The 23,029-nt window shown below is 28.5% G+C and carries 31 protein-coding genes and 1 riboswitch; of the genes, 6 read left to right on the top strand and 25 right to left on the bottom strand.

From position 1 onward, the window contains the following. Window positions 1–47 precede the first annotated feature (47 nt). On the top strand, window positions 48–758 hold the full coding sequence (locus BN2087_RS06900) for a heparan-alpha-glucosaminide N-acetyltransferase domain-containing protein (protein WP_049691094.1): 711 nt from the start codon (window positions 48–50) through the stop codon (window positions 756–758). Window positions 759–811: 53 nt separating this feature from the next. Here the strand turns inward: BN2087_RS06900 and BN2087_RS06905 are convergent, their stop codons facing one another. From BN2087_RS06905 to glmM, 10 genes are all read right to left on the bottom strand, one after another. Further along, window positions 812–1,261, bottom strand: a complete 450-nt coding sequence (locus tag BN2087_RS06905) for a Fur family transcriptional regulator (RefSeq protein WP_049691095.1) — start codon at window positions 1,259–1,261, stop codon at window positions 812–814. A 112-nt stretch (window positions 1,262–1,373) separates the two neighbouring features. Further along, window positions 1,374–1,754: a 50S ribosomal protein L7/L12 gene (rplL, locus tag BN2087_RS06910; RefSeq protein WP_049691096.1), complete on the bottom strand. Its 381-nt coding sequence runs from the start codon at window positions 1,752–1,754 to the stop codon at window positions 1,374–1,376. A 45-nt stretch (window positions 1,755–1,799) separates the two neighbouring features. After that, window positions 1,800–2,348: a 50S ribosomal protein L10 gene (gene rplJ, locus BN2087_RS06915; RefSeq protein WP_049691097.1), complete on the bottom strand. Its 549-nt coding sequence runs from the start codon at window positions 2,346–2,348 to the stop codon at window positions 1,800–1,802. Between the two features lie 200 nt (window positions 2,349–2,548). Next, a complete protein-coding gene (rplA, locus tag BN2087_RS06920) occupies window positions 2,549–3,259 on the bottom strand; it encodes a 50S ribosomal protein L1 (protein WP_049691098.1) in 711 nt (236 codons plus the stop codon). 37 nt (window positions 3,260–3,296) lie between these two features. Continuing rightward, the gene (gene rplK, locus BN2087_RS06925; RefSeq protein ID WP_049691099.1) at window positions 3,297–3,731 is read right to left on the bottom strand and encodes a 50S ribosomal protein L11; all 435 of its coding nucleotides are present in this window, start codon (window positions 3,729–3,731) and stop codon (window positions 3,297–3,299) included. 62 nt (window positions 3,732–3,793) lie between these two features. Next, complete coding sequence (gene nusG, locus BN2087_RS06930) at window positions 3,794–4,387, bottom strand: transcription termination/antitermination protein NusG (protein WP_049691100.1); 594 nt, start codon at window positions 4,385–4,387, stop codon at window positions 3,794–3,796. A gap of 7 nt (window positions 4,388–4,394) precedes the next feature. Further along, entirely contained in the window at window positions 4,395–4,577 is a 183-nt protein-coding gene (gene secE / locus BN2087_RS06935) for a preprotein translocase subunit SecE (protein ID WP_049691101.1), read from the bottom strand. A 14-nt stretch (window positions 4,578–4,591) separates the two neighbouring features. Beyond that, entirely contained in the window at window positions 4,592–4,741 is a 150-nt protein-coding gene (rpmG, locus tag BN2087_RS06940; RefSeq protein WP_004816546.1) for a 50S ribosomal protein L33, read from the bottom strand. A 79-nt stretch (window positions 4,742–4,820) separates the two neighbouring features. Further along, window positions 4,821–5,141, bottom strand: coding sequence for a hypothetical protein (locus BN2087_RS06945; protein ID WP_049691102.1), 321 nt, complete (start codon window positions 5,139–5,141; stop codon window positions 4,821–4,823). Between the two features lie 2 nt (window positions 5,142–5,143). Beyond that, window positions 5,144–6,484 carry a phosphoglucosamine mutase gene (gene glmM, locus BN2087_RS06950; protein ID WP_049691103.1) on the bottom strand — a complete coding sequence of 447 codons (1,341 nt, stop codon included), beginning with the start codon at window positions 6,482–6,484 and terminating at the stop codon, window positions 5,144–5,146. Window positions 6,485–6,603: 119 nt separating this feature from the next. Between glmM and BN2087_RS06955 the strand changes: the two genes are divergently transcribed. Both BN2087_RS06955 and rsmI read left to right on the top strand, forming a co-directional pair. Further along, on the top strand, window positions 6,604–7,305 hold the full coding sequence (locus tag BN2087_RS06955; protein ID WP_049691104.1) for a tRNA1(Val) (adenine(37)-N6)-methyltransferase: 702 nt from the start codon (window positions 6,604–6,606) through the stop codon (window positions 7,303–7,305). Then, entirely contained in the window at window positions 7,295–8,113 is an 819-nt protein-coding gene (rsmI, locus tag BN2087_RS06960) for a 16S rRNA (cytidine(1402)-2'-O)-methyltransferase (protein ID WP_049691105.1), read from the top strand. The genes BN2087_RS06955 and rsmI overlap by 11 nt, the downstream gene beginning before the upstream one ends. On the opposite strand, the gene dhaM is transcribed toward rsmI, so the two are convergent. The 3 genes from dhaM to dhaK are packed head-to-tail and all read right to left on the bottom strand — an operon-like array spanning window position 8,105 to window position 10,083. Then, complete coding sequence (gene dhaM / locus BN2087_RS06965; protein ID WP_049691106.1) at window positions 8,105–8,503, bottom strand: dihydroxyacetone kinase phosphoryl donor subunit DhaM; 399 nt, start codon at window positions 8,501–8,503, stop codon at window positions 8,105–8,107. The genes rsmI and dhaM overlap by 9 nt on opposite strands. Next, window positions 8,496–9,095: a dihydroxyacetone kinase subunit DhaL gene (gene dhaL / locus BN2087_RS06970; RefSeq protein WP_049691107.1), complete on the bottom strand. Its 600-nt coding sequence runs from the start codon at window positions 9,093–9,095 to the stop codon at window positions 8,496–8,498. Before dhaL ends, dhaM begins: the two co-directional genes overlap by 8 nt. A gap of 1 nt (window position 9,096) precedes the next feature. Beyond that, entirely contained in the window at window positions 9,097–10,083 is a 987-nt protein-coding gene (gene dhaK, locus BN2087_RS06975; RefSeq protein WP_049691108.1) for a dihydroxyacetone kinase subunit DhaK, read from the bottom strand. A 413-nt stretch (window positions 10,084–10,496) separates the two neighbouring features. Here dhaK and BN2087_RS06980 point away from each other — a divergent pair, with 413 nt between their 5' ends. Further along, entirely contained in the window at window positions 10,497–10,931 is a 435-nt protein-coding gene (locus BN2087_RS06980; protein ID WP_049691109.1) for a flavodoxin, read from the top strand. Window positions 10,932–10,935: 4 nt separating this feature from the next. After that, entirely contained in the window at window positions 10,936–11,481 is a 546-nt protein-coding gene (locus tag BN2087_RS06985) for a DUF3793 family protein (RefSeq protein WP_049691110.1), read from the top strand. Window positions 11,482–11,509: 28 nt separating this feature from the next. Here the strand turns inward: BN2087_RS06985 and BN2087_RS06990 are convergent, their stop codons facing one another. From BN2087_RS06990 to BN2087_RS07045, 12 genes are all read right to left on the bottom strand, one after another. Beyond that, window positions 11,510–12,115: an HAD family hydrolase gene (locus BN2087_RS06990; protein WP_049691111.1), complete on the bottom strand. Its 606-nt coding sequence runs from the start codon at window positions 12,113–12,115 to the stop codon at window positions 11,510–11,512. After that, window positions 12,112–12,570 carry a 6,7-dimethyl-8-ribityllumazine synthase gene (gene ribH / locus BN2087_RS06995; protein WP_004838691.1) on the bottom strand — a complete coding sequence of 153 codons (459 nt, stop codon included), beginning with the start codon at window positions 12,568–12,570 and terminating at the stop codon, window positions 12,112–12,114. Before ribH ends, BN2087_RS06990 begins: the two co-directional genes overlap by 4 nt. Continuing rightward, window positions 12,571–13,785 carry a bifunctional 3,4-dihydroxy-2-butanone-4-phosphate synthase/GTP cyclohydrolase II gene (locus BN2087_RS07000; protein WP_049691112.1) on the bottom strand — a complete coding sequence of 405 codons (1,215 nt, stop codon included), beginning with the start codon at window positions 13,783–13,785 and terminating at the stop codon, window positions 12,571–12,573. Window positions 13,786–13,790: 5 nt separating this feature from the next. After that, entirely contained in the window at window positions 13,791–14,414 is a 624-nt protein-coding gene (locus tag BN2087_RS07005) for a riboflavin synthase (RefSeq protein ID WP_049691113.1), read from the bottom strand. Beyond that, on the bottom strand, window positions 14,395–15,474 hold the full coding sequence (gene ribD, locus BN2087_RS07010) for a bifunctional diaminohydroxyphosphoribosylaminopyrimidine deaminase/5-amino-6-(5-phosphoribosylamino)uracil reductase RibD (protein WP_049691114.1): 1,080 nt from the start codon (window positions 15,472–15,474) through the stop codon (window positions 14,395–14,397). Before ribD ends, BN2087_RS07005 begins: the two co-directional genes overlap by 20 nt. Window positions 15,475–15,548: 74 nt before the next feature. Then, a riboswitch (FMN riboswitch) is annotated at window positions 15,549–15,661 on the bottom strand. A gap of 134 nt (window positions 15,662–15,795) precedes the next feature. Then, a complete protein-coding gene (gene rpsU / locus BN2087_RS07015) occupies window positions 15,796–15,975 on the bottom strand; it encodes a 30S ribosomal protein S21 (RefSeq protein ID WP_040397353.1) in 180 nt (59 codons plus the stop codon). Between the two features lie 37 nt (window positions 15,976–16,012). Continuing rightward, window positions 16,013–16,354: a histidine triad nucleotide-binding protein gene (locus tag BN2087_RS07020; RefSeq protein WP_049691115.1), complete on the bottom strand. Its 342-nt coding sequence runs from the start codon at window positions 16,352–16,354 to the stop codon at window positions 16,013–16,015. A 65-nt stretch (window positions 16,355–16,419) separates the two neighbouring features. Beyond that, on the bottom strand, window positions 16,420–17,784 hold the full coding sequence (brnQ, locus tag BN2087_RS07025) for a branched-chain amino acid transport system II carrier protein (RefSeq protein ID WP_049691116.1): 1,365 nt from the start codon (window positions 17,782–17,784) through the stop codon (window positions 16,420–16,422). A gap of 184 nt (window positions 17,785–17,968) precedes the next feature. Continuing rightward, window positions 17,969–19,240, bottom strand: a complete 1,272-nt coding sequence (locus BN2087_RS07030; RefSeq protein ID WP_049691117.1) for a ClC family H(+)/Cl(-) exchange transporter — start codon at window positions 19,238–19,240, stop codon at window positions 17,969–17,971. 10 nt (window positions 19,241–19,250) lie between these two features. Further along, on the bottom strand, window positions 19,251–20,057 hold the full coding sequence (locus tag BN2087_RS07035; RefSeq protein ID WP_049691118.1) for a C39 family peptidase: 807 nt from the start codon (window positions 20,055–20,057) through the stop codon (window positions 19,251–19,253). 96 nt (window positions 20,058–20,153) lie between these two features. Beyond that, a complete protein-coding gene (locus BN2087_RS07040) occupies window positions 20,154–21,059 on the bottom strand; it encodes a diacylglycerol/lipid kinase family protein (RefSeq protein ID WP_049691119.1) in 906 nt (301 codons plus the stop codon). 123 nt (window positions 21,060–21,182) lie between these two features. Then, window positions 21,183–22,010 carry an exodeoxyribonuclease III gene (locus BN2087_RS07045; protein ID WP_049691120.1) on the bottom strand — a complete coding sequence of 276 codons (828 nt, stop codon included), beginning with the start codon at window positions 22,008–22,010 and terminating at the stop codon, window positions 21,183–21,185. A 121-nt stretch (window positions 22,011–22,131) separates the two neighbouring features. Between BN2087_RS07045 and ypfJ the strand changes: the two genes are divergently transcribed. After that, window positions 22,132–22,992, top strand: a complete 861-nt coding sequence (ypfJ, locus tag BN2087_RS07050) for a KPN_02809 family neutral zinc metallopeptidase (protein WP_049691121.1) — start codon at window positions 22,132–22,134, stop codon at window positions 22,990–22,992. Window positions 22,993–23,029: the final 37 nt, after the last annotated feature.

Raw genomic sequence — 23,029 nt, forward strand, 5'->3', positions numbered from 1 at the left:
TAAAAAATAAAGTAAAATAATAATTAGAATAAATTAAAGGATTAAAAATGAAAAGAAATTATATTTTAGATAAATACAGAGGATTTACAATTATATCAATGGTTTTATTCCATCTTTTTTACGATATAAGTTTATATAAAAACCTTACTTGGTACAATAATTTTTACATAAACAAAATATGGCAACTATCAATTGCCATATCATTCTTCATAATATCTGGAATAAGCTCAAATTTTCTAGACTGGAAAAAAAATTTAAAAAGAGGAATAATAATTTCTTTATTAGGGATTTTGATTAGCTTAATAACTTATTTTTTTATACCAGATCAGCTGATAATATTTGGAGTTTTAAACGGACTTGGACTATCAATGATACTAATTGCTTTTGTTCAAAAATATTTGAAAATATCTAATAAATTGTTACCTTTATTTGTCCTATTATTTATCCTAACCTACAATCTTCCAAACAAAAAAATATTGGATCTAGGGATAAATTCACTTTTGTATGAAAAAAATTTATATATTTTAGGCTTTCCTTCAAATTCCTTTCACTCCACAGATTATTTTCCAATAATTCCTCGGTTTTTTGCCTATATTAGTGGATATATTATAGGAAATATATTAATTGAAAATAATTTTTACAATAAATATGGTAGAAATTCTTTTCTAGCCAAAATAGGACAAAATTCTCTTGAAATATATGTCCTTCATCAAGTTATAATATATGGATTTGTCTATTTTGTTTTTGAAATAATTTAAAATTCAAATAAAAAAGCAGTTGCAAAATAAATTTTACTTGCAACTGCTTTTACTTATTTCTCACAATTTGGACAAACTCCCCTAATTGTTAGATCCACGCTATTTATTTTATAGTTTTCTAATCCTTCTAATTTTAGATTATCGATATCAATATTTAAGTCAATAATATTTCCACAATTTTCACAAATAAAATGAGAATGGTGTTTTTGATAAAAATCATATCTTTTTCTGCTTTGATTAAAATCTAATTCGCTAGCGATATTATTTGCAACAAACAAGTTCAAAGTATTGTAAACTGTAGCTTGAGAAAGAATTGGATCTTTTGATTTTAAAGATTTGTAAATATCATCTGCTGTTGGATGGTTTCTATTATTTACTAAAAAATCTAAAATCATTAGTCTTTGGTGACTAACTCTTATACCATGTTTTTTTAAAATATGTTTTTCAATTTCATACTTTTCATTTTGATCGACATTTTCAAGAGAATCTATAATTTCTTTCATATTATCCTCTTTCCAAAATTAGAATCCTTCTATATTAATATACATTATATAATAATGTGTGTCAATTCTTCACAAAAAAAAAGGCTCAAATTGAGCCTTTTAAATATAGAAACTATGCTAATTCTACTTCTGCACCAGCTTCTTCTAATTTTGATTTTAATTCTTCAGCTTCGTCTTTAGCTACGCCTTCTTTAACTGCTTTTGGAGCACCGTCAACTAAAGCTTTTGCATCTTTAAGTCCAAGACCTGTAACTTCTTTAACTACTTTGATTACATTGATTTTTGAAGATCCTGCTGATTTTAATACAACATCAAATTCTGATTTTTCTGCTGCACCAGCGTCTGCTGCTGCTGCGCCTGCTGCTGGAGCTGCTGCAACTGTTGCTTGAGCTGTTACATCAAATTCTTCTTCTAATGCTTTTACTAATTCTGATAGTTCTAATACTGTAAGTTCTTTAATTTCTTCTAATAAGTTTGTTACTTTTTCTGACATTTTTAATCCTCCGATATTTTAATTAATTATTTTAATATTAAGCTATTAAGCTGCTTCGTTTTCTTTTTTTTCTCTAACTGCATCAAGTGCATAAACAAGTTTAGCATTGATTTGTGATAAATCACCAGCAAGTTTTCTAATTGGTGCTTGAAGTGTATTAACAAGCATAGATGCAAGTTCTTGTTGTCCTGGTAATTTAGCTATTGCTAGCATTTCATCTGGAGTTTGGTAATTTCCATCTACTACACCAGATTTGATTATAAGTTTTTCTTTGTTTGCTTCATCTTCATCAATATATTTTCTAGCTACTTTTGGTCCATCAATCATTTCTTCGTTTGAAAAAATAAGTGCGTTAGAACCTTTTAGCTCTTCAGTAAATTGATCAAATCCAAGTTGTTGGAATGCAAATCTCATCATAGTATTTTTGTATACTTTGTATTCAGTATTTGCATCTCTAAAATTGTTACGTAAATCAGTAATTTCTTTTACGTCCATTTTATCAAACTCAACAAGGGTAACTGATTTAGCATTTTCAATTTTTTTAACTATTTCATTAACAATTACTTGTTTTTGTTGTATAGCTTTTTCAGACATATTTCACCTCCTATGGCTTTTGGTAGGTATATAAAAATCCCCACAATTAGGCATAATTTTATGCCTACATCGGTGGGGATGTAGTTTCTTATTCCCACCTATACGGAATAATTAAACATTAAAGTCTCCGTAGTCTTTGGCAGCCTATTTATTTGACTATGATAGTATATCACTATAAAAATATCTTGTCAAATATTTTTTTATTTTTCAACCATATCCATTGCTCTAGCTGGAGATAATTTTACTCCAGGACCCATTGTAGATGCAATAGTAATTGATCTTAAATATTTTCCTTTTGCTGAAGCTGGTTTAGCTTTAACAATTGCTGTCATTAAAGCTTTTAAATTGTCTGACAATTTTTCTTTTCCGAATGATACTTTTCCTGTTGGTACGTGAACAAGGTTATTTTTATCTGTTCTGTATTCTACTTTACCTGCTTTTACTTCTTTAATTGCATTTGCTATATCATTTGTTACAGTACCTGATTTTGGGTTAGGCATTAATCCTTGTGGTCCTAAAACTCTACCAAGTCTTCCTACTTGTCCCATCATGTCAGGGCTTGTTACTATAACATCAAAATCCAACCAGTTTTCTTTTTGGATTTTGTCTGTATACTCTTCACTACCTGCGTAGTCTGCACCTGCGTTTAAAGCTTCTTCAACTTTATCATCTTTAACAATTGCAAGTACTTTAACATCTCTACCAGTTCCGTGTGGAAGTACTACTGTACCTCTAACTTGTTGGTCAGCATGTCTAGAATCTACACCTAATCTTACGTGTAATTCTACTGTTTCATCAAAGTTTGCTTTTGCAGTTTTTTCAACTATATCTAATGCTTCTGATAAATCATATTCTTTTTGAGTATCAAAAGCCTTTTTTGATTCTATATATTTTTTACCTTTTTTAGCCATGTTGCCTCCTTGTGGTATAACGAGTTTCCTCTTCCACTTATTCTTCTACAGTAATTCCCATGCTTCTGCATGTACCTTTTATCATGCTCATTGCAGCTTCTAGGCTTGCAGCATTTAAATCTTGCATCTTTGTTTGCGCAATTTCTTTGATTTGATCAAGTTTTATTGAACCAACTTTATTTTTATTTGGTTCTCCACTTGCTTTGTCAAGTCCAATTGCTTTTTTGATTAATACTGGTGCTGGTGGTGTTTTTGTGATAAAATCAAAAGATCTATCCTTATAAATTGTCATTTCAACCGGTATTATCATTCCAGCTTGATCTGCTGTTTTTGCGTTAAATGCTTGCACGAATTCCATAATATTAATTCCGTGTGGTCCTAGTGCTGTACCTACTGGAGGTGCTGGTGTAGCTTTTCCTGCTGGTACTTGTAATTTAACCTTTGCTTGTACTTCTTTTTCTTTTGCTGGCATATTAAATCCTCCTTTGTGGTTTTTGGCGGGTTACCCCTCCCACTTACATTACGTAAGCCAGTTTAAATTGTCTCAATATCCGCGAAACTTAAATCAATTATTGTATCTCTTCCAAACATATCAATTAAGGCTTTAATTGTTTGCTTTTCAGGATCAATTTCTTTTATTTCTGCTACTAAGTCTTGGAATGGTCCTTGGATTATATTTACATTGTCTCCAACATTTAGATCAATATTAAATACTGGTTTATCTTCTTTTATTCCAAATTTTCTAACTTCTCTTTTTGTAAGAGGAACCGGTTTGGAATCTGGTCCGACAAATCCTGTAACGCCTTGGGTATTTCTTATTATATACCAAGATCTATTTGTAATATTCATCTTTACCATTACATAACCTGGAAATAATTTTCTAGTTTTAAGTTTCTTTGATTCATTTTTTACTTCAACATACTCTTCTTCCGGCACTGTTACATCGATGATATCAGGATTTTGTTCGTTATCAATCATCATTTGGATTTTATCTTTAACCCTATTTTCGTAACCGGTATATGTGTGAACTACATACCATTTTGGTTGTTTTTCTGAATCTTTAGAATCAATTTCTTCATTAGTATCGTTTAATTCATTTGAATTATTGTTATTAGATAAATCTGTCATATCTTACCTACATCAAAAATCCAAGTATGTTTCCAAAGACTATATCTAATAACCAAATGAGAAGTCCTGTAATCACACTGACAATAATAACAAGTAATGAGTAATTTAAAGTTTCATTTTTTGTTGGCCATGTGATTTTCTTGAATTCTCTACTAACAGATTTTATAAATCCGTCTTTTTTCTTAGCCATTTAAAAACTCCTTACTATTTTGTTTCTTTATGAACAGTGTGTTTTTTACAGAAAGGACAATACTTTTTAAGCTCAAGTCTTTCTTGAGTGTTTTTTTTGTTTTTTGTAGTATCGTAATTTCTATTTTTGCAAACTGTGCATTCTAGTTTTACTTTATCTGCCATTAAAACACCTCCTAATTTATATGGATAGTCCCATACAAACATATATGTTACCATCAATTTTCTTTATTGTCAATATTTTTTATTGACTATTCTCTAGCATTTTATAAAGTTGTTTTCTTTTGTTCATTAAAAATTCTCGAAGGTCATCTAAGTCATGATTTGAAAAACATGTATCACTATAATCAAGAAGTATTTCTTCTATATCTTCTAATTCATATATACCTTCATCATACATTTTTCCTAGAAAATTTTGATTTTTATCATAAAAAACTTTTGGTGGATAGCCTTCCAATTTTCTTGTATCCATGCTTATATAAGAATTTTTTGAATAAATTTTATTTCCTACTACAAGTACAGCTTCTTTTATATTTATTTCTCTACCTGTAAGATAGTCTTTCATTTTTATAGTCCACTTTTTTCTATAGCTTCTACAATATCATCTACTTTTTCATTTGCTATTTCTTTTGTCTCAGCTTCTGCCATAACTCTAATCACTGGTTCTGTTCCACTTTCTCTAACCAAAATTCTTCCAGAATCTTTTAAGTCTTGGCTTTGTTTTTCAATAATATTTTTTATAGACTCATCTGATAAAACTGCACTTTTGTCTTTTACTCTTACATTTTTTAAAACTTGTGGATAAATTTTTAAATCTCTTTTTAATTCGGATAAACTAGCTTTATTGTCAATCATTGCTTCCATTAATCTAAGTGAAGTTAAAATTCCATCACCTGTGTTTGCATATTTTGAAAAAATAATATGGCCTGATTGTTCTCCACCTAACTCATAACCATTTTCGCTCATTTCTATATGAACATATTTGTCTCCAACTTGAGTCTTTGAATAATTAATTCCTAATTTATCCAAGGCTTTGTAAAGACCAATATTTGACATAATTGTTGTTACAATTGTATTTGATTCAAGATTTCCTTCTTCTTTCATGTGTTTTCCACATATATAAAGAATTGCATCTCCATCAACAACTTCTCCATTTTCATCAACTGCTATACACCTATCAGCATCTCCATCATAGGCAAAACCACAATCAAGTTTATTTTCTTTTACAAATTTTTGTAAAACTTCAATATGAGTTGATCCACAATCTACATTTATATTAAATCCATTTGGATTGTTGTTTATTACAAAAGTTTCAGCTCCAAGTGCATCATAAACGCTTTTAACTATTGATGAAGCTGCACCATTTGCACAGTCAAGTCCAACTTTTTTTCCTTTAAATGATTTACTTACAGTTTGGATAAGAAAAGCAATATATCTATTTCTACCACCTATAAAATCGTGAGTTCTTCCAATTTCTTCACCAATTTTTAAATCAATATCTTTTATATCTGAATCTATATATGCTTCTAATTTTTCCAAAAATTCATCATCCATTTTTTCCCCATCAGAATTAATAATTTTAATTCCATTATCATGATAAGGATTATGGCTTGCTGTAATCATTACTCCACAATCAAAATCTTCGCTTCTTACTACATATGATACTGAAGGTGTTGTTGTAACATGAAGTAAATAAGCATCTGATCCTGATGAAGTTATTCCAGCTGATAAAGCATCTTCAAACATATATGATGATCTTCTTGTATCTTTTCCTATTACTATCTTTCCAGTTCCGTTTTTATCTTTATTAAAATAATATCCTAAAAATCTTCCGATTTTAATTGCATGATAGAGCGTTAAGTCTTGGTTAGCTTCACCCCTAAATCCGTCTGTACCAAAATATTTCATAAATCCTCCTATTTTCTTATTTTATTATAAATTACTAAGCTTTTTGATTCAAGTTATTTATTTAAAAGAAGAAAATTAAATTATTTTGCTTAATTTTTTCATTAATATATAATTTAATTATGGAAAAGTTAGATTATATACCAAAAACAAATTTATATATGAAACACGTGGATAAATCCTACTCATTTGGAATTGATTCAATTCTTCTTGCAAATTTTGCAAAAATGAAAAAACATAAAACCTTAATTGATATTGGGGCTGGAAGTGGCATTTTATCTCTAGCATCTTTTTATTATTATAATTTAGACAAGGTTTATTCAATTGAAATTCAAAAAGAAAAAGCAAAACTTTTAAAAGAAAACTTAAAAATAAATTCTATTGATAAGATTGAAGTTATAAATGATGATTTGAATAATCTAAATTTTAAGGAAAATTTCATAGACTACATTATTACAAACCCTCCTTATTATAAAAAGGGAGCCAATATTAAAAACAAGGATGAGGAATTTTTAATTTCAAGACAAGAAATAAAAATGAATCTTTCTGATATTTTTAAATTTTCAAATAAAGTTTTGAAAGATAAGGGAAAATTATTTATGATTCATAAGCCAGAAAGACTTGTTGATATTATTAAAGAAAGTGGAAATTTAAAACTAAAAAGAATAAAGTTTGTTCAATCAAAAACTTTTGAAAAACCTGTATTTGTTCTTATGGAATTTGTTAAAAATGCAAATGATGGACTTAAATTTGAAAATCCCCTCGTAATTTATGATGAAAATAACAAATATACTAAGGAGGTCAATGATATAAATGGACTATAGTATTTATTTTGTACCAACTCCAATTGGAAATTTGGAAGATATGACAATTAGGGCAATAAATGTCTTGAAAAATGTGGATATTATCGCTTGTGAAGATACAAGAGAAAGCAAAAAGCTTTTAAATTATTTTGATATTAATAAAAAGCTAACTTCCTACCACAAATTTAATGAAAAACAAAAATCTGAGGAAATTATAAAAAATGTAAAAGAAGGCATGACTTATGCTGTCATTACTGACCAAGGAATGCCTGGGATTTCTGATCCAGGCCATATTTTGATTAAAGAATGTATTAAGGAAAATATTTCTTATACAATTTTACCTGGTCCATCTTCCATCCTTACAGCCTTAATTGCTAGTGGTTTTGATAATGATAAATTTTCTTTTTATGGTTTTATTCCGAAGAAAAATTCTGACAAGAAAAAATTATATGATGAGTTAGAAAAAGAAAATAAGACTTGTATTTTATTTGACACTCCCCATGATTTAGAAAATACCATAAATGATTTTAAAAAAATATTTCCTCAAAGAAAACTTGCCATTACAAGAGAGCTTAGCAAAAAATTTGAGCAATATCAGATTTTTAAAATTGAAGATATTGATATAGAAAATTTAACTTTGAAGGGAGAATTTGTTCTAATTTTAGAAAAAAATAATTTAGAAAAAAATTTAGATATTTCATCCTATAAAGATGAGGTTTTAAAAATGAAAAAAGAAGGTGAATCTACCAAAGATATTGTAAAATCTTTGAAAAAATCCACCCATTTTTCAAAAAATGAAATTTATGATTTTGTCATAAGTTTAGACTAAATTGTCCAATTTGTTTACTGGGTAAGTTTTTAAATAAGATGCTATTTCATCCAAACTTTGTCCTGCAGATGCGTTTACTGCTGTTTGAACACTTGTTTCAATTAAAGGTGTACCTGCAAGATAAACTTTGGATTTTTGTTCGTCATCAAGCATATCTATAGCCATTTGACAATTAAGCATAGATGAACCCAAGTCAAAAAATACAACAAGTCCTTCATCTTTCGCGTATTTTCCAATAAGCTCATTTATTTCATCAAAATTCGATCCAATATTACCATCATTGTCGCCACCACTTGTAATAATTTCTACTCCTGGTGCCATTTGAATAAGAATTTCTCTTAATCCTTCTGCTAATTTTTTGCTGTGACTTGCTAATAAAATATTAACCATCTATTTCTCCTATTGCACTTTTTATACATAAAAAAGATGAATAAGCACCCGGATCAATATGTCCTACTGATCTTTCTCCAAGATATGCAGCCCTACCTTTTCGAGCCTTAATATCTTTGGTTGCTTCCATTTTTTCTTCTGCAAGTTTTAAAATCTGATCAAAACTCAAATTATTTTTCAAAGCTTCTGACACTGGTGAGAGTACATCAACCATAGTTTTATCTCCAACTTGAGCCTTACCTCTCATAATTACTCCATCAACTCCATCAGAAAAAGCTTTTGAAAAAGTATCCTTATTCAAACTTATTTCTCCATCCAAAGATTGGGCAAATTTCATAAAAAATGTTCCATACAAAGGACCACTTGCTCCTCCAACATTTGAAATTAAAGTCATGGCAATTTTATTAAAGAGAGTTTTTAAATCCCTGTAATCTTCATTCATGGCATCTTTTACTTTTCTAAATCCTTTAGCCATATTATAACCATGATCACCATCACCAATTGCCCTGTCCAAATCTGTAAGATATTCTTCGTTTTCTATTATGGTGTTTGATAAATTTATTATCCTATTTTTTATTTTTTCTATATCCATCTTATCCCCTAACAATATCTACATCTTCTTCTAATAATTTAAAAATTTCCTCATCAACCTTAAATAAGGTCAAAGAAAATCCAGCCATATCCATACTAGTCATAAAATTACCTAGGAAGGTTTTTTTGATATTTATATTTTTTTCTTTCAAATAATCATGACAGAAATTATTTACAACAAATAATTCCATTTCGGTTGTCTGACCCATGCCATTAACCATCAATACAAAATCTCCATCAAGATTTTCAAAATCTTTTAAAATATAGTCTAAAAGTTCTTTTGAAATTTCATCAGCACTTTTTATTTTTTCTTGTTTTATACCAGGTTCACCATGAATTCCAATTCCAATTTCCATATCTTCTTCAGATAATTCAAAACTTTCTTTACCAGAAATTGGATTAATGCAAGGTTTAATAGCCATGCCCATAGATTTTATATTTTTTACAATTTTTTCTGCCATAGATTTCACTTCATCTAAGCTTTTTCCATCTCTTGCCATAGCGCCCAATACTTTGTGAACAAAAACAGTTCCAGCAATTCCTCTTCTTCCAGTTGTATAAGTAGAATCTTCAACTGCAACATCATCATTTACAATAATATAATCCACTTTGATACCTTCCATCTCTGCCATATCTTTTGCCATTTCAAAATTCATGACATCGCCCGTATAATTTTTTACAACCATAAAGACACCTTCACCTGAATCAGCAAGTTTTATAGCTTCTAAAACTTGGTCAGGAGTTGGAGATGTAAAAATTTCTCCACAAATTGCACAATCGAGCATACCATCGCCAACATAGCCTGCGTGAGCTGGTTCGTGACCACTTCCACCACCTGAAATAAGTCCTACCTTTCCTTTTATTGGCAAATCTTTTCTGTAAACGATTTTTAAGTCTTCGTTTATTTTTACCTTGTCATAATTTGCTTTTTGAAGGCCTTTTAACATTTGAGTTAAAATCTTGTCCTTATCATTAATTATTTTTTTCATAAATACCACCCTTTCTTAATAAAAATATACCCAAATAAAAAAATAATATTTGCTGTTTTTACAATAAGACTAGAATGAAAAATTTAATATAAGTCTAGAAAAAATAAAAATTTTTTTACAAACTTTTAATCTAAAAACAAAACATTAAATTTTAAAATTAATAGAAAATATTTTAAAAATCAGATTCAAAATATTTTTTTATTATTAGAAAATTTTAATAAATGAATTGATGAATTTATTTTGAAAATTATCTTTGTAAATATTAAAATCTCAATATTTTTTTATAATATTATAAAAATAAATAAAATATTACTTGACACAATAGGAAAAATAATTTATTATTTGATTAGGTATTGATATAGGTTATCAGTATCAAAGAAATATTTTAATTCTAAAGGAGAAAATTTAAATTTATGAAGAAAGTTGCAATCGTTTATTGGTCTGGCACTGGAAACACAGAAGCTATGGCTAATGAAATTTTTGAAGAACTTAAAAAAAATGATCTAGAAGTTGAAATGCTTGATTCAAATTCTTTTACAAAAGATTCAATTGATGATTTTGATGGATTTGCTTTTGGATGTCCTGCTATGGGAAGCGAAGAATTAGAAGAAACAGAATTTGAACCAATGTTTGAAAGTGTTGAAAATTTTCTTTCAAATAAACCTGTTTTAATTTTTGGTTCTTACCAATGGGCTGACGGTGAATGGATGGATATTTGGCAAGATAGATGTAAAAATGATGGAATAAATTTAGTTCGTGACGGACTTATTGCCTACGATACTCCTGACGATGAAGCTTTGGAAGAATGTAGAAAGGCTGCAATAGATTTGTCAAAAGCTTTAGGTTAATATTATGAACGAAGAATTGTTAATTGATTATGCATCGCAAACTTTGGCTAACAAGAAGCTAGCCAGTTTGTTTACTTTTAAAAATACTAAAAATATAGATATAGAAAAAATGGTTTTCGAGTGGAACGAAGTACTTAATGAAAAAAATGTCTACGTGGAAATACTTAATAACAATAAATCTTCTGCTCAAATTTATGCATACAGACCTCACAAGCTAAAATACGTATTAAATGAAACAAAAACAAAATCTCTCTTGGAGTCATTTGGTTACAAAACTAATGACCTCAACCAATGCATAAATCATTTGAAATTTAGATACAAAATCGAAGATTTTCCACACGAAATCGGAATTTTTCTTGGATATCCATTAGAAGATGTAATTGGTTTTATTGAAAATAAAGGAAATAAATTTCTTATAAATGGATATTGGAAAGTCTATGCCAACGAAGATCAAAAAATTAAAATTTTTAATAATTACAATAACATAAAAAAATCTTATAAAATCCTGTTTAAACGTTACAAAGATATAAGTAAGCTTTGCCTTAGTTAACAATTCGTATCAAAAAAGGCTTTGAGTTTTAACTCAAAGCCTTTACTTTTAATAAATCACTTATTTTTTCAATCTTTATATCTGCAAGCTCTCCCTCTTTTTCTTCTCCGTAGCCGTATTTTGCAAAAATGGATATATTATTATTCAAAAAACCTGCTTTAACATCGGAGAGCCTATCGCCTACTATGACAAAATTATCAATTTTTTCTATTTTTATAATTTCAGCTTTTGATTTATAAGAGTAGTCTTCACCTACCAGATATTTTTCAAAATAAGAATCTAAATTATATATTTTTCTTGCACTATCTATATATTTTTTTGAGCAAGATGATAAAATTATCAGTTCGTGTTTATTTTTTAGGATATTTAATACTTTTTTTGTTTCATCATACAAACTACCAAATTCTTTCATATTTTCTATCATAAAATTTCCTGTTGTTTCAATCAATTTTTCTTTGTCATAGGAATCATCTAGAAAATCATCCCAAATTTTTCTTGGTGGATAACCAAGATATGATTTTGGATTAAGATTTGGTTTTTTTATTTTAAATTTTTTTAGGCAATCATAAAATGCTTTTTCATAAATTTCGTCACTTTTATGGATAGTTCCATCAAAGTCAAAAATTAATTTCATATAAGATCCATTAGATTTGCCATTTCAATTGCAGATATAGCTGCATCACTTCCCTTATTTCCTGCTTTTGTACCTGCTCTTTGAACAGCTTGCTCGATTGTATCTGTTGTAACAACTCCAAAAATAATTGGCTTGCCACTTTCAAGAGAAACATTTGCTATTCCTTTTGAAACTTCAGAGCAAACATAATCATAATGAGAAGTGTCCCCTCTTATAACTGCTCCCAAACAAATTACAGCATCATAATCCTTGTGGGCCAATTTTTTTGCAGCAAGAGGAATTTCAAAAGCACCTGGAACTCTTACAAGTTCTATTTCTTCATCTTTTACTTCATGTCTTTTTAGTGTATCAAGACATCCTTCTACGAGTCTATCTGTTATAAAATGATTAAATCTTGCAACTACAATTGCATATTTTTTTCCATTTGATACTAAATTTGCGCTATATTCTTTCATTTATCTCTCCTTAAATTCTTTTAAATCGTGACCCATTCTAATGGCCTTTGTTTTTAAATAAACCCTATCAACATGGTTTGAGTGAATTTCTATTGGTACTCTTTTGTTAACTTTTATATTATATTTTTCAACTTGTTTAATTTTATCAGGATTATTTGTCATTAAATCAATTGATTTTACTCCCAATTCTTTTAACATTAAACATGCTATTTTATAATTTCTTAAATCTGGAGCAAAACCTAGTTTTAAATTTGCATCAACGGTATCGTAACCTTCTTCTTGTAGATGATAAGCTTTGATTTTATTAAATAAACCAATTCCTCTTCCCTCTTGTCTTAGGTAAAGAATTATTCCTGATCCATTTTTATCAATCATTTCCATGGACTTGTGAAGTTGGTTTCCACAATCACACCTATTAGATGAAAAAACATCTCCAGTCAAACATTCAGAATGAATTCTTGTTAAAATATTTTCTCCATCAACTTTTCCCTTTATCAAAGCCAAGTGTTCTTTATTTTCAATTTTGTCATAAAAACTTATAGCCTTAAATTTTCCGTGGTCTGTTGGAAGATTGATAATATTTGTTTTTTCTAAAAAATCTTCTTCATTTTTTGAAAAATCTATCTTATTTTCTTTGATATATTTTTTTATCTCAGCAACGCTTGTCATTTTCATTCCAAGTTTTTCAGCAAGTTCAACTACAGCTTTACCTCTTAACATATGACCATCATCGGCCATAATTTCACAACATAAGCCTATTTCTTTTAGATTTGAGATTTTCATCAAATCTATTGTAGCTTCAGTGTGACCATCCCTTTCTAAAACTCCCCCATCTTTTGCAACAAGAGGAAATACATGACCAGGTCTTCTAAAATCACTTGCTTTTGTATTATCATCTGCAATGCCTCTTATTGTTTCAGCTCTTTCAAAAGCAGAAATTCCAGTTTTTGTGTTGACATGGTCAATTGAAACTGTGAAAGCTGTTTGGTGATTATCAGTGTTATTTTTAACCATCATATTAAGGTCAAATTGTTTAGCAATATTTTTTCCTATTGGAGTACAAATTAAACCTCTAGCATATTTTGCCATAATATTTATCATTTCACCAGTTACATTTTCACCAGCACAAATCATATCAGCTTCATTTTCCCTATCTTCATCGTCAGTTACTATAATTATTTCGTTATTTTGTAATGCTTTAATAATATCTTCCATAATTTTTAAAAACCATTTTCCAACAAAAAGTTTTTATCCAACCTTTCTTCTTTTTTATTTGCCATAGATTTTTGGATAAATCTATTTATAATATCAGTTTCAATATTTATTTCATCACCAATTTTTTTATATTTAAAATTAGTCCTTTCAAGTGTTTCAGGAATAAGTGATACCTCAAAACTTGTGTTCTTATCATCTGAAACAGTAAGAGAAATTCCATCAAGAGCAACAGAACCTTTTTTTAGAATTAAAGAGCAAATTTCATGGCTTGCTGAAATTGTAAAAACATTATCTCTTATATTTTTAATTTTCCCAACTCCATCAACGTGACCTTGAACTATATGACCATCGAGCCTATCAGAAAGTCTTAGGGCTCTTTCAAGATTAACTTTTTTATTTACATAAGAATTATCAAATTTGGTCATTCTTAAACTTTCATTCATAAGATCTGCCTTGTAAGTTTTATCATTAATTTCTGTTACAGTAAGACAAACCCCATCAGTCATTATTGAGTCCCCAAGTTTTGTACCTTCTAAAACAATATTTGCTTCAACTTCTATTTGAACATGGTCACTTACCTTTTTAAAAGATAAAATTTTACCAATTTCTTCAGATATTCCAGTGAACATTTTTTGCCTCAATCATAATATTATCGTCAAATCTTTTTACATCTTCTATTTCAAACTCATAGGAATCTTTGAACTTTTCAACTCCCTTTCCATAAAAAGGTGATTTTGAATTAAATCCTCCTATGACTTTTGGTGAAATAAATTCATAAATTTTATCAACCAAACCCTCTTCTAAAAATCCATAATTTAGCTTTGATCCACCTTCAACTAGAATTGATCCAATGTTCATTTCATAAAGCTTATTTACCAAATCCTCAAGGTCAACATGATTATTTTTCATCTTGCATTTAATCAAATTTAAATCAGGATTATTACTATCTTTGCATGTAGCTATATAAGTTTTTTTATCACTATCCAAACTAAAAATCTTGTAATCCTTGTAATTTTTTTCAATCTCTAGATTTGTATCAAGGATAATTCTTACAGGATCAACTCCTTCTTCAATCCTTGAATTTAAGGAAGGATTATCGTGGATTAAGGTATTTTTTCCTACAATTATTGCATCATAATCATTTCTTAATTTATGAACATATTCTCTAGAAAATTCATTTGAAATCCATTTTGAATCATTTGTACTTGAAGAAATTTTCCCGTCCAAAGTTTGGGCATATTTAAGCGCAATTAGCGGTCTATTGTATTTGATATTAAAGAAAAATTTCTCATTCAATTTTTTTCCTTCTTCTTCAAGTAAACCAGTTTGAACTTCAATACCATTTTCTCTTAAAACTTTTAAGCCATCAACTTTTGGATTTGTATCAATGTTTGAAATTATAACCTTTTTAATGTTTCTTTTTATAATTTCTAAAGTACAAGGTCCTTGCTTTCCATAATGAGAACATGGCTCTAAATTTACATACAAGAAAGCTCCATCTGGATTTTCTTTTAAATTATTAAAACAGTCAACTTCAGCATGGACTTTCCCATATTCATGGTGAAAGCCTGTTGATATAATTTTTTCATTTTTTACAAGAACTGCACCTACGAGTGGATTTCTTAAAGTTTTTCCACTTGCTTTTTTTGCAAGTTCAAAACATTTTCTCATATAATATTTATCATTCATCTTGCCTCCTTCACAATTCTAGGCAAAAGAAAAGATCCCTTCCAGGGATCTTGATTATTTCAAAAGAAAAATTAATAAATCTTCTCTCATCCAGACTATACTGTCGGTATAGGAATTTAACCTATTCAGCAAAAAGCTCGCGGACTTTACCGCCGGTGGGGAATCACACCCCGCCCTGAAGAATTGTGTTATTTTATTTACACTTTTATTATAATACAAATTTTAATTTTGTCAATCGTTTACATAGAATAAAATTATTTAAAGCTCATTCAAACCATTTAAATTTTCCAATAAAAAAAGACCCAAACGGGCCTTAAATTACTATTTTCTTCTTTTTTTTCTTTTTGCTGCCTCAGATTTCTTTTTTCTCTTTAGGCTTGGCTTTTCGTAGTGTTCTCTTTTTCTGTATTCTGTAAGAACACCGGATCTTGCGCATTGTCTTTTGAATCTTTTAATTGCACTATCAATTGATTCGTTTTCTCCAACTCTGATCTCTGTCATCTCTATCCCCCCTCTCGTACACACAATAAGTTTGAAATCAACCTGGTGGCCATTGTAAGGACCTTTTTGCTAGAACATGAAAATGCATGTGCTTAACAGTTTGTCCTCCATCCTCGCCTGTATTGTTGACTATTCTGTAGCCGTCTTCTGCCACATTTAGATCTTCAGTTATTTTTTTAATAACCATAAAGATATGAGAAACTATATCTTTATCTTCTTCGTTTAATTTAGCCAAACTTTCTATGTGTTTTTTTGGTATAACAAGAAAATGGATAGGTGCTTGTGGATCTAGATCATTAAATGCAATTACTTTTTGATCTTCATAGATTATATCTGATGGTATCTCTCCATCAGCAATCTTGCAAAATACACAGTCCATACTTCACCCCCATTGATAAATATAATATCATATTTTAATAAAAAGGTAAAATTTTTTTATAATTTTTACAAATTTGTTTCTTTTACCTTTTCTTTTTTTATAAATATTATTATTAAAGCTAAAATAAATCCTACTACAGCTGGAACAAACCAACCAAACCCTAATTTAAAAGCTGGTAGATAATCTTTTGCAAAAGCAAGAATTCTACTTATGGAATCTGTTTTTGAAATATTTTCTGGCAAAGCCTTTAAAAAATCAAATATAGAAAATATTGCTGTAAATAAAATTGTTAAGTTAAATATTTTTTTATTTTTTCCAATTATTGGATATGTCAAGGACAAAAATATCAAAACAATAGCAAGTGGATACAAGTACATCAAAACTGGTATTGATAAGCTGATTATTTTTTGAAGGCCTAAGTTTGCTATTAAAAAAGATATAACGGTAAAAATTATTGCGTAAGTTTTATATGAAAGTGAATTTGGATACATTTCCATAAAAATTTGAGAACAAGCAATAATTAAACCGATTGCTGTTTTTAAACATGCTACTATTACAATAGCTGCAAGCAAAATTTTACCAAAATTTCCTAAATAATAAGAAGAAATATGAGATAAAATTCTTCCACCGTTATTGCCTAAATCCATAATATTTACAGATGATGAGGCCATAAAGGCGAGAGAAACATAAACCGTACTCATAGCTATTAGACAAATAAGTCCGCTTTTTAAAGTTTCCTTGGCAACTTGATTTGAATCTGTTACTCCAAGATTTCTAATACTTGAAATTATAATTATTGCAAAAGCAAGACTTGCAAGAGCATCCATAGTGTTATAACCATCAAGAATTCCTTTAAACAATGGATTATTTTGATAAATTTTTATCGGTTCATTTTGACCAAGAGCTCCCATTGGTTTAAAAATTGAAAATAAAACCAAAATTGATAAGAGAATCAAAAATGTAGGAGTCAAAATTTTTCCAATATTGTCCATAATTTTTCCTGGCTTTAAAGCAAAGGCCAAAACTATAAGAAAAAATATCAATGAAAAAATAAATAAAAATAATTTTATTTTTTCTTCTGAAATATTTGATGCAATACCTACTTCAAAGGCTACTGTTGATGTTCTTGGTATAGCAAAAAATGGCCCAATTGTTAAATACAAGGCAGTTGTAAAGAAATATGCAAATTTATTTCCTACAGTCTTTCCCATTTCAAATAAGCTGTCATTTTTCGAAATAGCACTTGCTACAACTCCCAAAAGTGGAAGTCCTACCCCACTTATTATAAATCCTAAAACAACTTTATATAAGTTGAATCCTGAATTTTGTCCCAATTCGATTGGAAAAATTAAATTTCCTGCCCCAAAATAAAGACCAAATAATAAAGATCCAACCAATAAAGTCTGGTTGAAATTAAGTTTCTTTTTCATATCATTCCCCTAAATAAAATTTATATTTATATAATTATTCCTAATTTTATACAAAATATATTTAAAAAAATTATAACACAAGTCCATCAAATTTAAAAATATATATATTAGAAAAATTTTACAGAATTTCATAAAAAAAAGACTAATTAAATTAGAATAAAATTTAATCAGTCTCAAATTTTTATTAAGAATTATTTTTAACCATTATATCAAGTAAAGATTCATATATTGGTTCATTATGAAAATTTTCTGTAACAAGATAGGACACAAGACAAACTATTATTATAGGTAGGAAAAAATCAATTCTTCCTCCCGTCATCTCTATTATTAAAAACATACCAGTAAGTGGAGCCCTAACAATTGATGCAAAATGAGCAGCCATGGCAAGCATCGAAAAAATTATAATTTCATTTTGTCCAATTAAGTTTAAATCAAATAAAATCGACCCATAAAAATTTCCTAATAAAGATCCCATAGCAAGCAAGGGAAAAAATATTCCTCCAGGAATTCCAGAGCAAAATGCAATTAATAAAAGCAATAATTTCATAAAATAAAAATAAAATAATGTAGCTAAGCCTACATTTTCTCCTTGGGCAAGGGCTATGAAATTTTCCCCACTTCCTAAAAGTCTAGAATCAAAAAGTAAAAATAAACTTGTAATAAAAAATGGTAATATTGATTTTACTCTTTGTGAAATTGGTAATTTTTTATAAATTTTTTTCCCATACAAAATTCCCTTATTAAATAAAAGTGAAGAAAATCCAACTAAAATTCCAAGTAAAATTAGGTGAATCCAAAACTTCATTGGTAAATTTATATGACTATTTATTTTTATTACTGGATTATTTCCAATTACAAGGCTTGTTACTATGCTTGATGAAATTATAGTTGATGTTATATAAATAAAATTTATTCTTGAAGTTTTTTTCATCAATTCTTCAAGAGCGAAGGCCATGGAAGAAATTGGTGCTGTAAAGGCACTTGTAATACCAGATGCAGATGATCCAATTATCATTATTTTTGTATCTTCTTCATCCAATTTAAAAATATTAGCCATGACCTCTCCCAAAGATCCTCCAATTTGAACTGAAGGGCCTTCTCTACCCAAAGTTAGACCAGAACCAATTGCAAGAATTCCTCCAAAAATTTTATTTATAAGGCAAGAAAGAGCACTATAATCCAATTTATTTAAAAGTTTTCCAGAAATTTGAGGAATCCCACTTCCTCCAATCATTGGCTCCTTTTCTACGGAAATTGAAACCAAAAAACCAATAAAAATAAAAACACAGACAAAAATAAGAGAATTAATAAGATTTTTTTGACCAAATTTTATTATAGTTAAAATTAAAGCCATTATTTTTGGAATTAAAATCCTAAATAAACTTACAACAAGACCTGCATAAAGACCTATTATAATTGAAATTAACAATAATTTATAAGATATTCTTTTTTTCATCCTAACCTCTTTAATACACCAACCAAATATTTGCTATTTGATCTTCTAAAGTTCCGTACGACCAAGTTTTTTTTGAATTTTTTATAGAATTTGGATCATTTATTACAAATCTTCCAAATTTATAAGAATCAATAACCAAAATATGACCAAATAAAGTAAAATTTCCTTTATTAACAGAAACAATAAGACTTCCCCTATCAAGAGCGTCTACTATATCTTTTTTATTATTAGAAATTCTTTCAATATTGTGCCCATATTTGTGAGCTTCATCTTCAAAAAATTTCCATTCAATTCCATCTGGTCCCATATAAGAATTTGCATCTTGAGCAATATTTATGGGACTAATATCAGAATCTGGATTTAATCTTTTTAAAACCATGGCCATAGAAGTAGGACCACAACCAGCAAAACCTATATTTGAATCTCCCAAAATATTATAAGCCCACCTATTATCCCATTGGAGAAAATATGGAGTTTTTCTATTAAAATTTTCACTTTCTCCAGGATAATATTCGAAATCCCAAATTTTATTTTCTAAATTATAAACAAATTCACTAGTATCTATATCATTACCAACAAGATAAATTTCCTTATCTGAAAGATTATCAAAATTTTCATATATCCAATTAGTTTTTTCGTTATCATTTTTATGTTTTTCTATATTTTTATATAACTTATCCATGTCATCAGTTTTTTCCTGGCTAAAAACAATACCAAGCAAATCATCAACTCCTCCCCCAGTTGAAAGTGATTTTACTGAAAGAAAAATTATAAAAAGAAAAATTAAAGTAAAAATAGTTTTCAAAAGTTTTTTCATAATAATATAATATCATAAATGCAAAAAATAAAAAAAGCCGCGTTAATCACGACTTTTCTTGTTTAAATTTGTTAAAATTATTTTTCTATAAATATATTATTGCATGTTCTTATTATTTGGTAGGTATATTTCAATATGTTTTTCTAAAATTTCAATATCACATGGAAGCTTTTCTTTTACTTCACCGTCCATATCAAGGTCAATTTCTTTTTCCTCTAAATTTTTAATAGAAAGTTTTTTACAAGTAAAAGTTTTTACATTTTCATTTTCATCAACTTTTCCAAACAACATATCTTTTGCAGCATTTACTTTTGATATAAGTCCCTCTTCAGTCATTATAAATACATTCAAATCACCATCGCTTAAACTTCCATCATCTTGAGAAAATTCCAAATTTCCAATTTTATTTACTGTCATTACATAAAGTAGAGAAGCATCGCACTCAAAAAACTTATCTTCATATTCAATTTCTATTTTTACTGTTTCATCATTTGGGATAGTTTTTAATATATTTTTGACATAGGCAAAACCACCCAATTTTTCTTTCTCTTCAGATTTTGTTGAAGTGGTTGCCTCAATTAATTTTCCAAAACATACATAATAAGAAAAATATGTTTCATTACATTTTCCTATATCAACTTTTTTTGTTTTATCAAATGATAAATTTTCAATTGCTTCTTTTAAATCATTTGATCCACCAATTAACTGCATATAGGTGTTATTAGTTCCTCCTGGTAAAAGGCCGATTTTTGGTCTATACTCCATTTTTGAAACACCATTGATAACTTCATTGAATGTTCCATCTCCTCCTACGACAAATATTGAATCAAATTTATCATCACAAGCTTTAATAGCAAAATTTTCACCGTCATCTTCTTTTTCAGTCTTTTTATCTACAACTTGGTCAAATTCTTTTTCTAATTTTTTCTTTAAAACTTCCATAAATTCATCATTCTTACCATCTCCAGAATTTGGATTTTCAATTAACATACATTTTTTCATAATATCTCCTTATATACTTATTAAATTTTTTATTCCTTATTTTAAAAATATACCCAATTTAAAATTCATATAAAAAAAATAGAATATCTTTATTAAAATTTTAAAGATATTCTGTAAAAATTTTTATATGTCTATTTTTAAATAAATTGGAGTATGGTCTTGCCTATCTCCTGAATCTATCATATTAGATTCTTTTACTTTTTCCTTTATCCTATCTGAAACAATAAAATAATCTATTCTCCAGCCTGAATTGTTAATTTTGCTTGTCTTTACCCTTTGAGCCCACCAGGTATATTTTCCTTCAATATCACCATGTACATGTCTAAAGGTATCAACAAAACCTTTATTTAATAAATTTGTAAATCCTCGTCTTTCTTCATCAGTAAATCCTGCTGATTCATGATTATTTTCTGGATGCTTTAGGTCAATTTCTTTATGAGCAACATTAAAATCTCCACAAGCTATTACCGGCTTTTCTTTGTCTAAATTTTCTAAATAATTTGCATATTTTTCATCCCAAACTTCTCTTAAAGCAAGTCTACTTAATCCGCTCCCAGCATTAGGTGTATATACTTGGCTTAGGTAAAAATCTTCAAATTCTAAAGTAACAATTCTTGCTTCTTGATCCATTGTATCTGGTGCATCTAAAATTGGAAAAGAAATTTCAGTCTTGTAATTTTTTTTGTAAAGAGTCATACAGCCCGCATAAGATTTCCTTGCAGGTTCTTGGGAGCTTACCCATGCGTAATCATAATCTGGAAAATACTCTTCTAAAATTTCCTTGTGTTTTTTACTTGGACCTTTTCTTGGTAATTTTGTTTCTTGCAAACAAATTACATCAGCATTTTCTTTAATAATTGTTTCTAAAACTTCTCTTGACATTTTAGCCCTATTTGAATCGCTCGTAAGAGCTGCATTTAGGGAATCTATATTCCACGAAATAAACTTCATTTATTCTCCTTTTATATCTCATTATTACAAACATTTTACCAATACTTTAAAATATTACAATTTATAAATATCAAAACATATTTAGGGTATCATTTTATTAGAGAAAAAATTGGAGGTTAATATGAAATGGAAAAATAGAAGAAAAAGTTCCAATGTAAATAGAGGTTCTGGTGCACCGGTTGTTTTTGGAGGTGGAATTGGAGGATTAATTTTAGTTTTAGTTCTTTATTTTTTGGGTGCAGATCCATCTGTTATAAATAATCAAAATATAAATCAAGGACAAAATAGCAGGTATGAAGAAAAAATTTCTGAAGGACAAAAAGAATTAGAAGATTTTCTTTCAGTTGTTCTTGCTGATACGGAAGATATGTGGCATGAAAAATTTCAAGAATATAATTTGACTTATCATGAACCAAGTATGACTTTATACACTGGTTCTACAAAATCAGCTTGTGGGATAGCTCAATCTGGTATGGGACCATTTTATTGTCCTCTTGATCAGGCTGTATATATTGATGTATCTTTTTATGATGAATTAAAAAATACTTTTGGAGCTGGAGGCGATTTTGCTTTTGCTTATGTGCTTGCCCACGAAGTTGGCCACCATGTTCAAAATGAATTGGGAATCTTAAATCAAACCCAACAACTTCAAAAGAAATTATCAGAAAGAGAATACAACAAATATTCTGTTGCTCAAGAATTGCAAGCAGATTATTTTGCAGGAGTATATGCTTACTATTCAAAAGAGAAAGGATATTTGGAAGCAGGAGATATAGAAGAAGCTATGAGAGCAGCCTCATCAATTGGTGATGATAAAATCCAAAAAATGTCAGGATCAAATATAAATCCAGATAAATTTACCCATGGTTCAAGTAAAGATAGAAAAAATGCTTTTGATATGGGATATAAATATCATGATATTGAACACTCAATGGACTTTTTTAAAAATTTAGATCATCAAATCCAAATAAATATAAGGTAAATAAAAAAGAGTCTTTTAAAATTATGAAATATTTCAT

The sequence above is a fragment of the Anaerococcus jeddahensis genome (genome assembly GCF_001182725.1).
Taxonomy (GTDB): domain Bacteria; phylum Bacillota; class Clostridia; order Tissierellales; family Peptoniphilaceae; genus Anaerococcus; species Anaerococcus jeddahensis.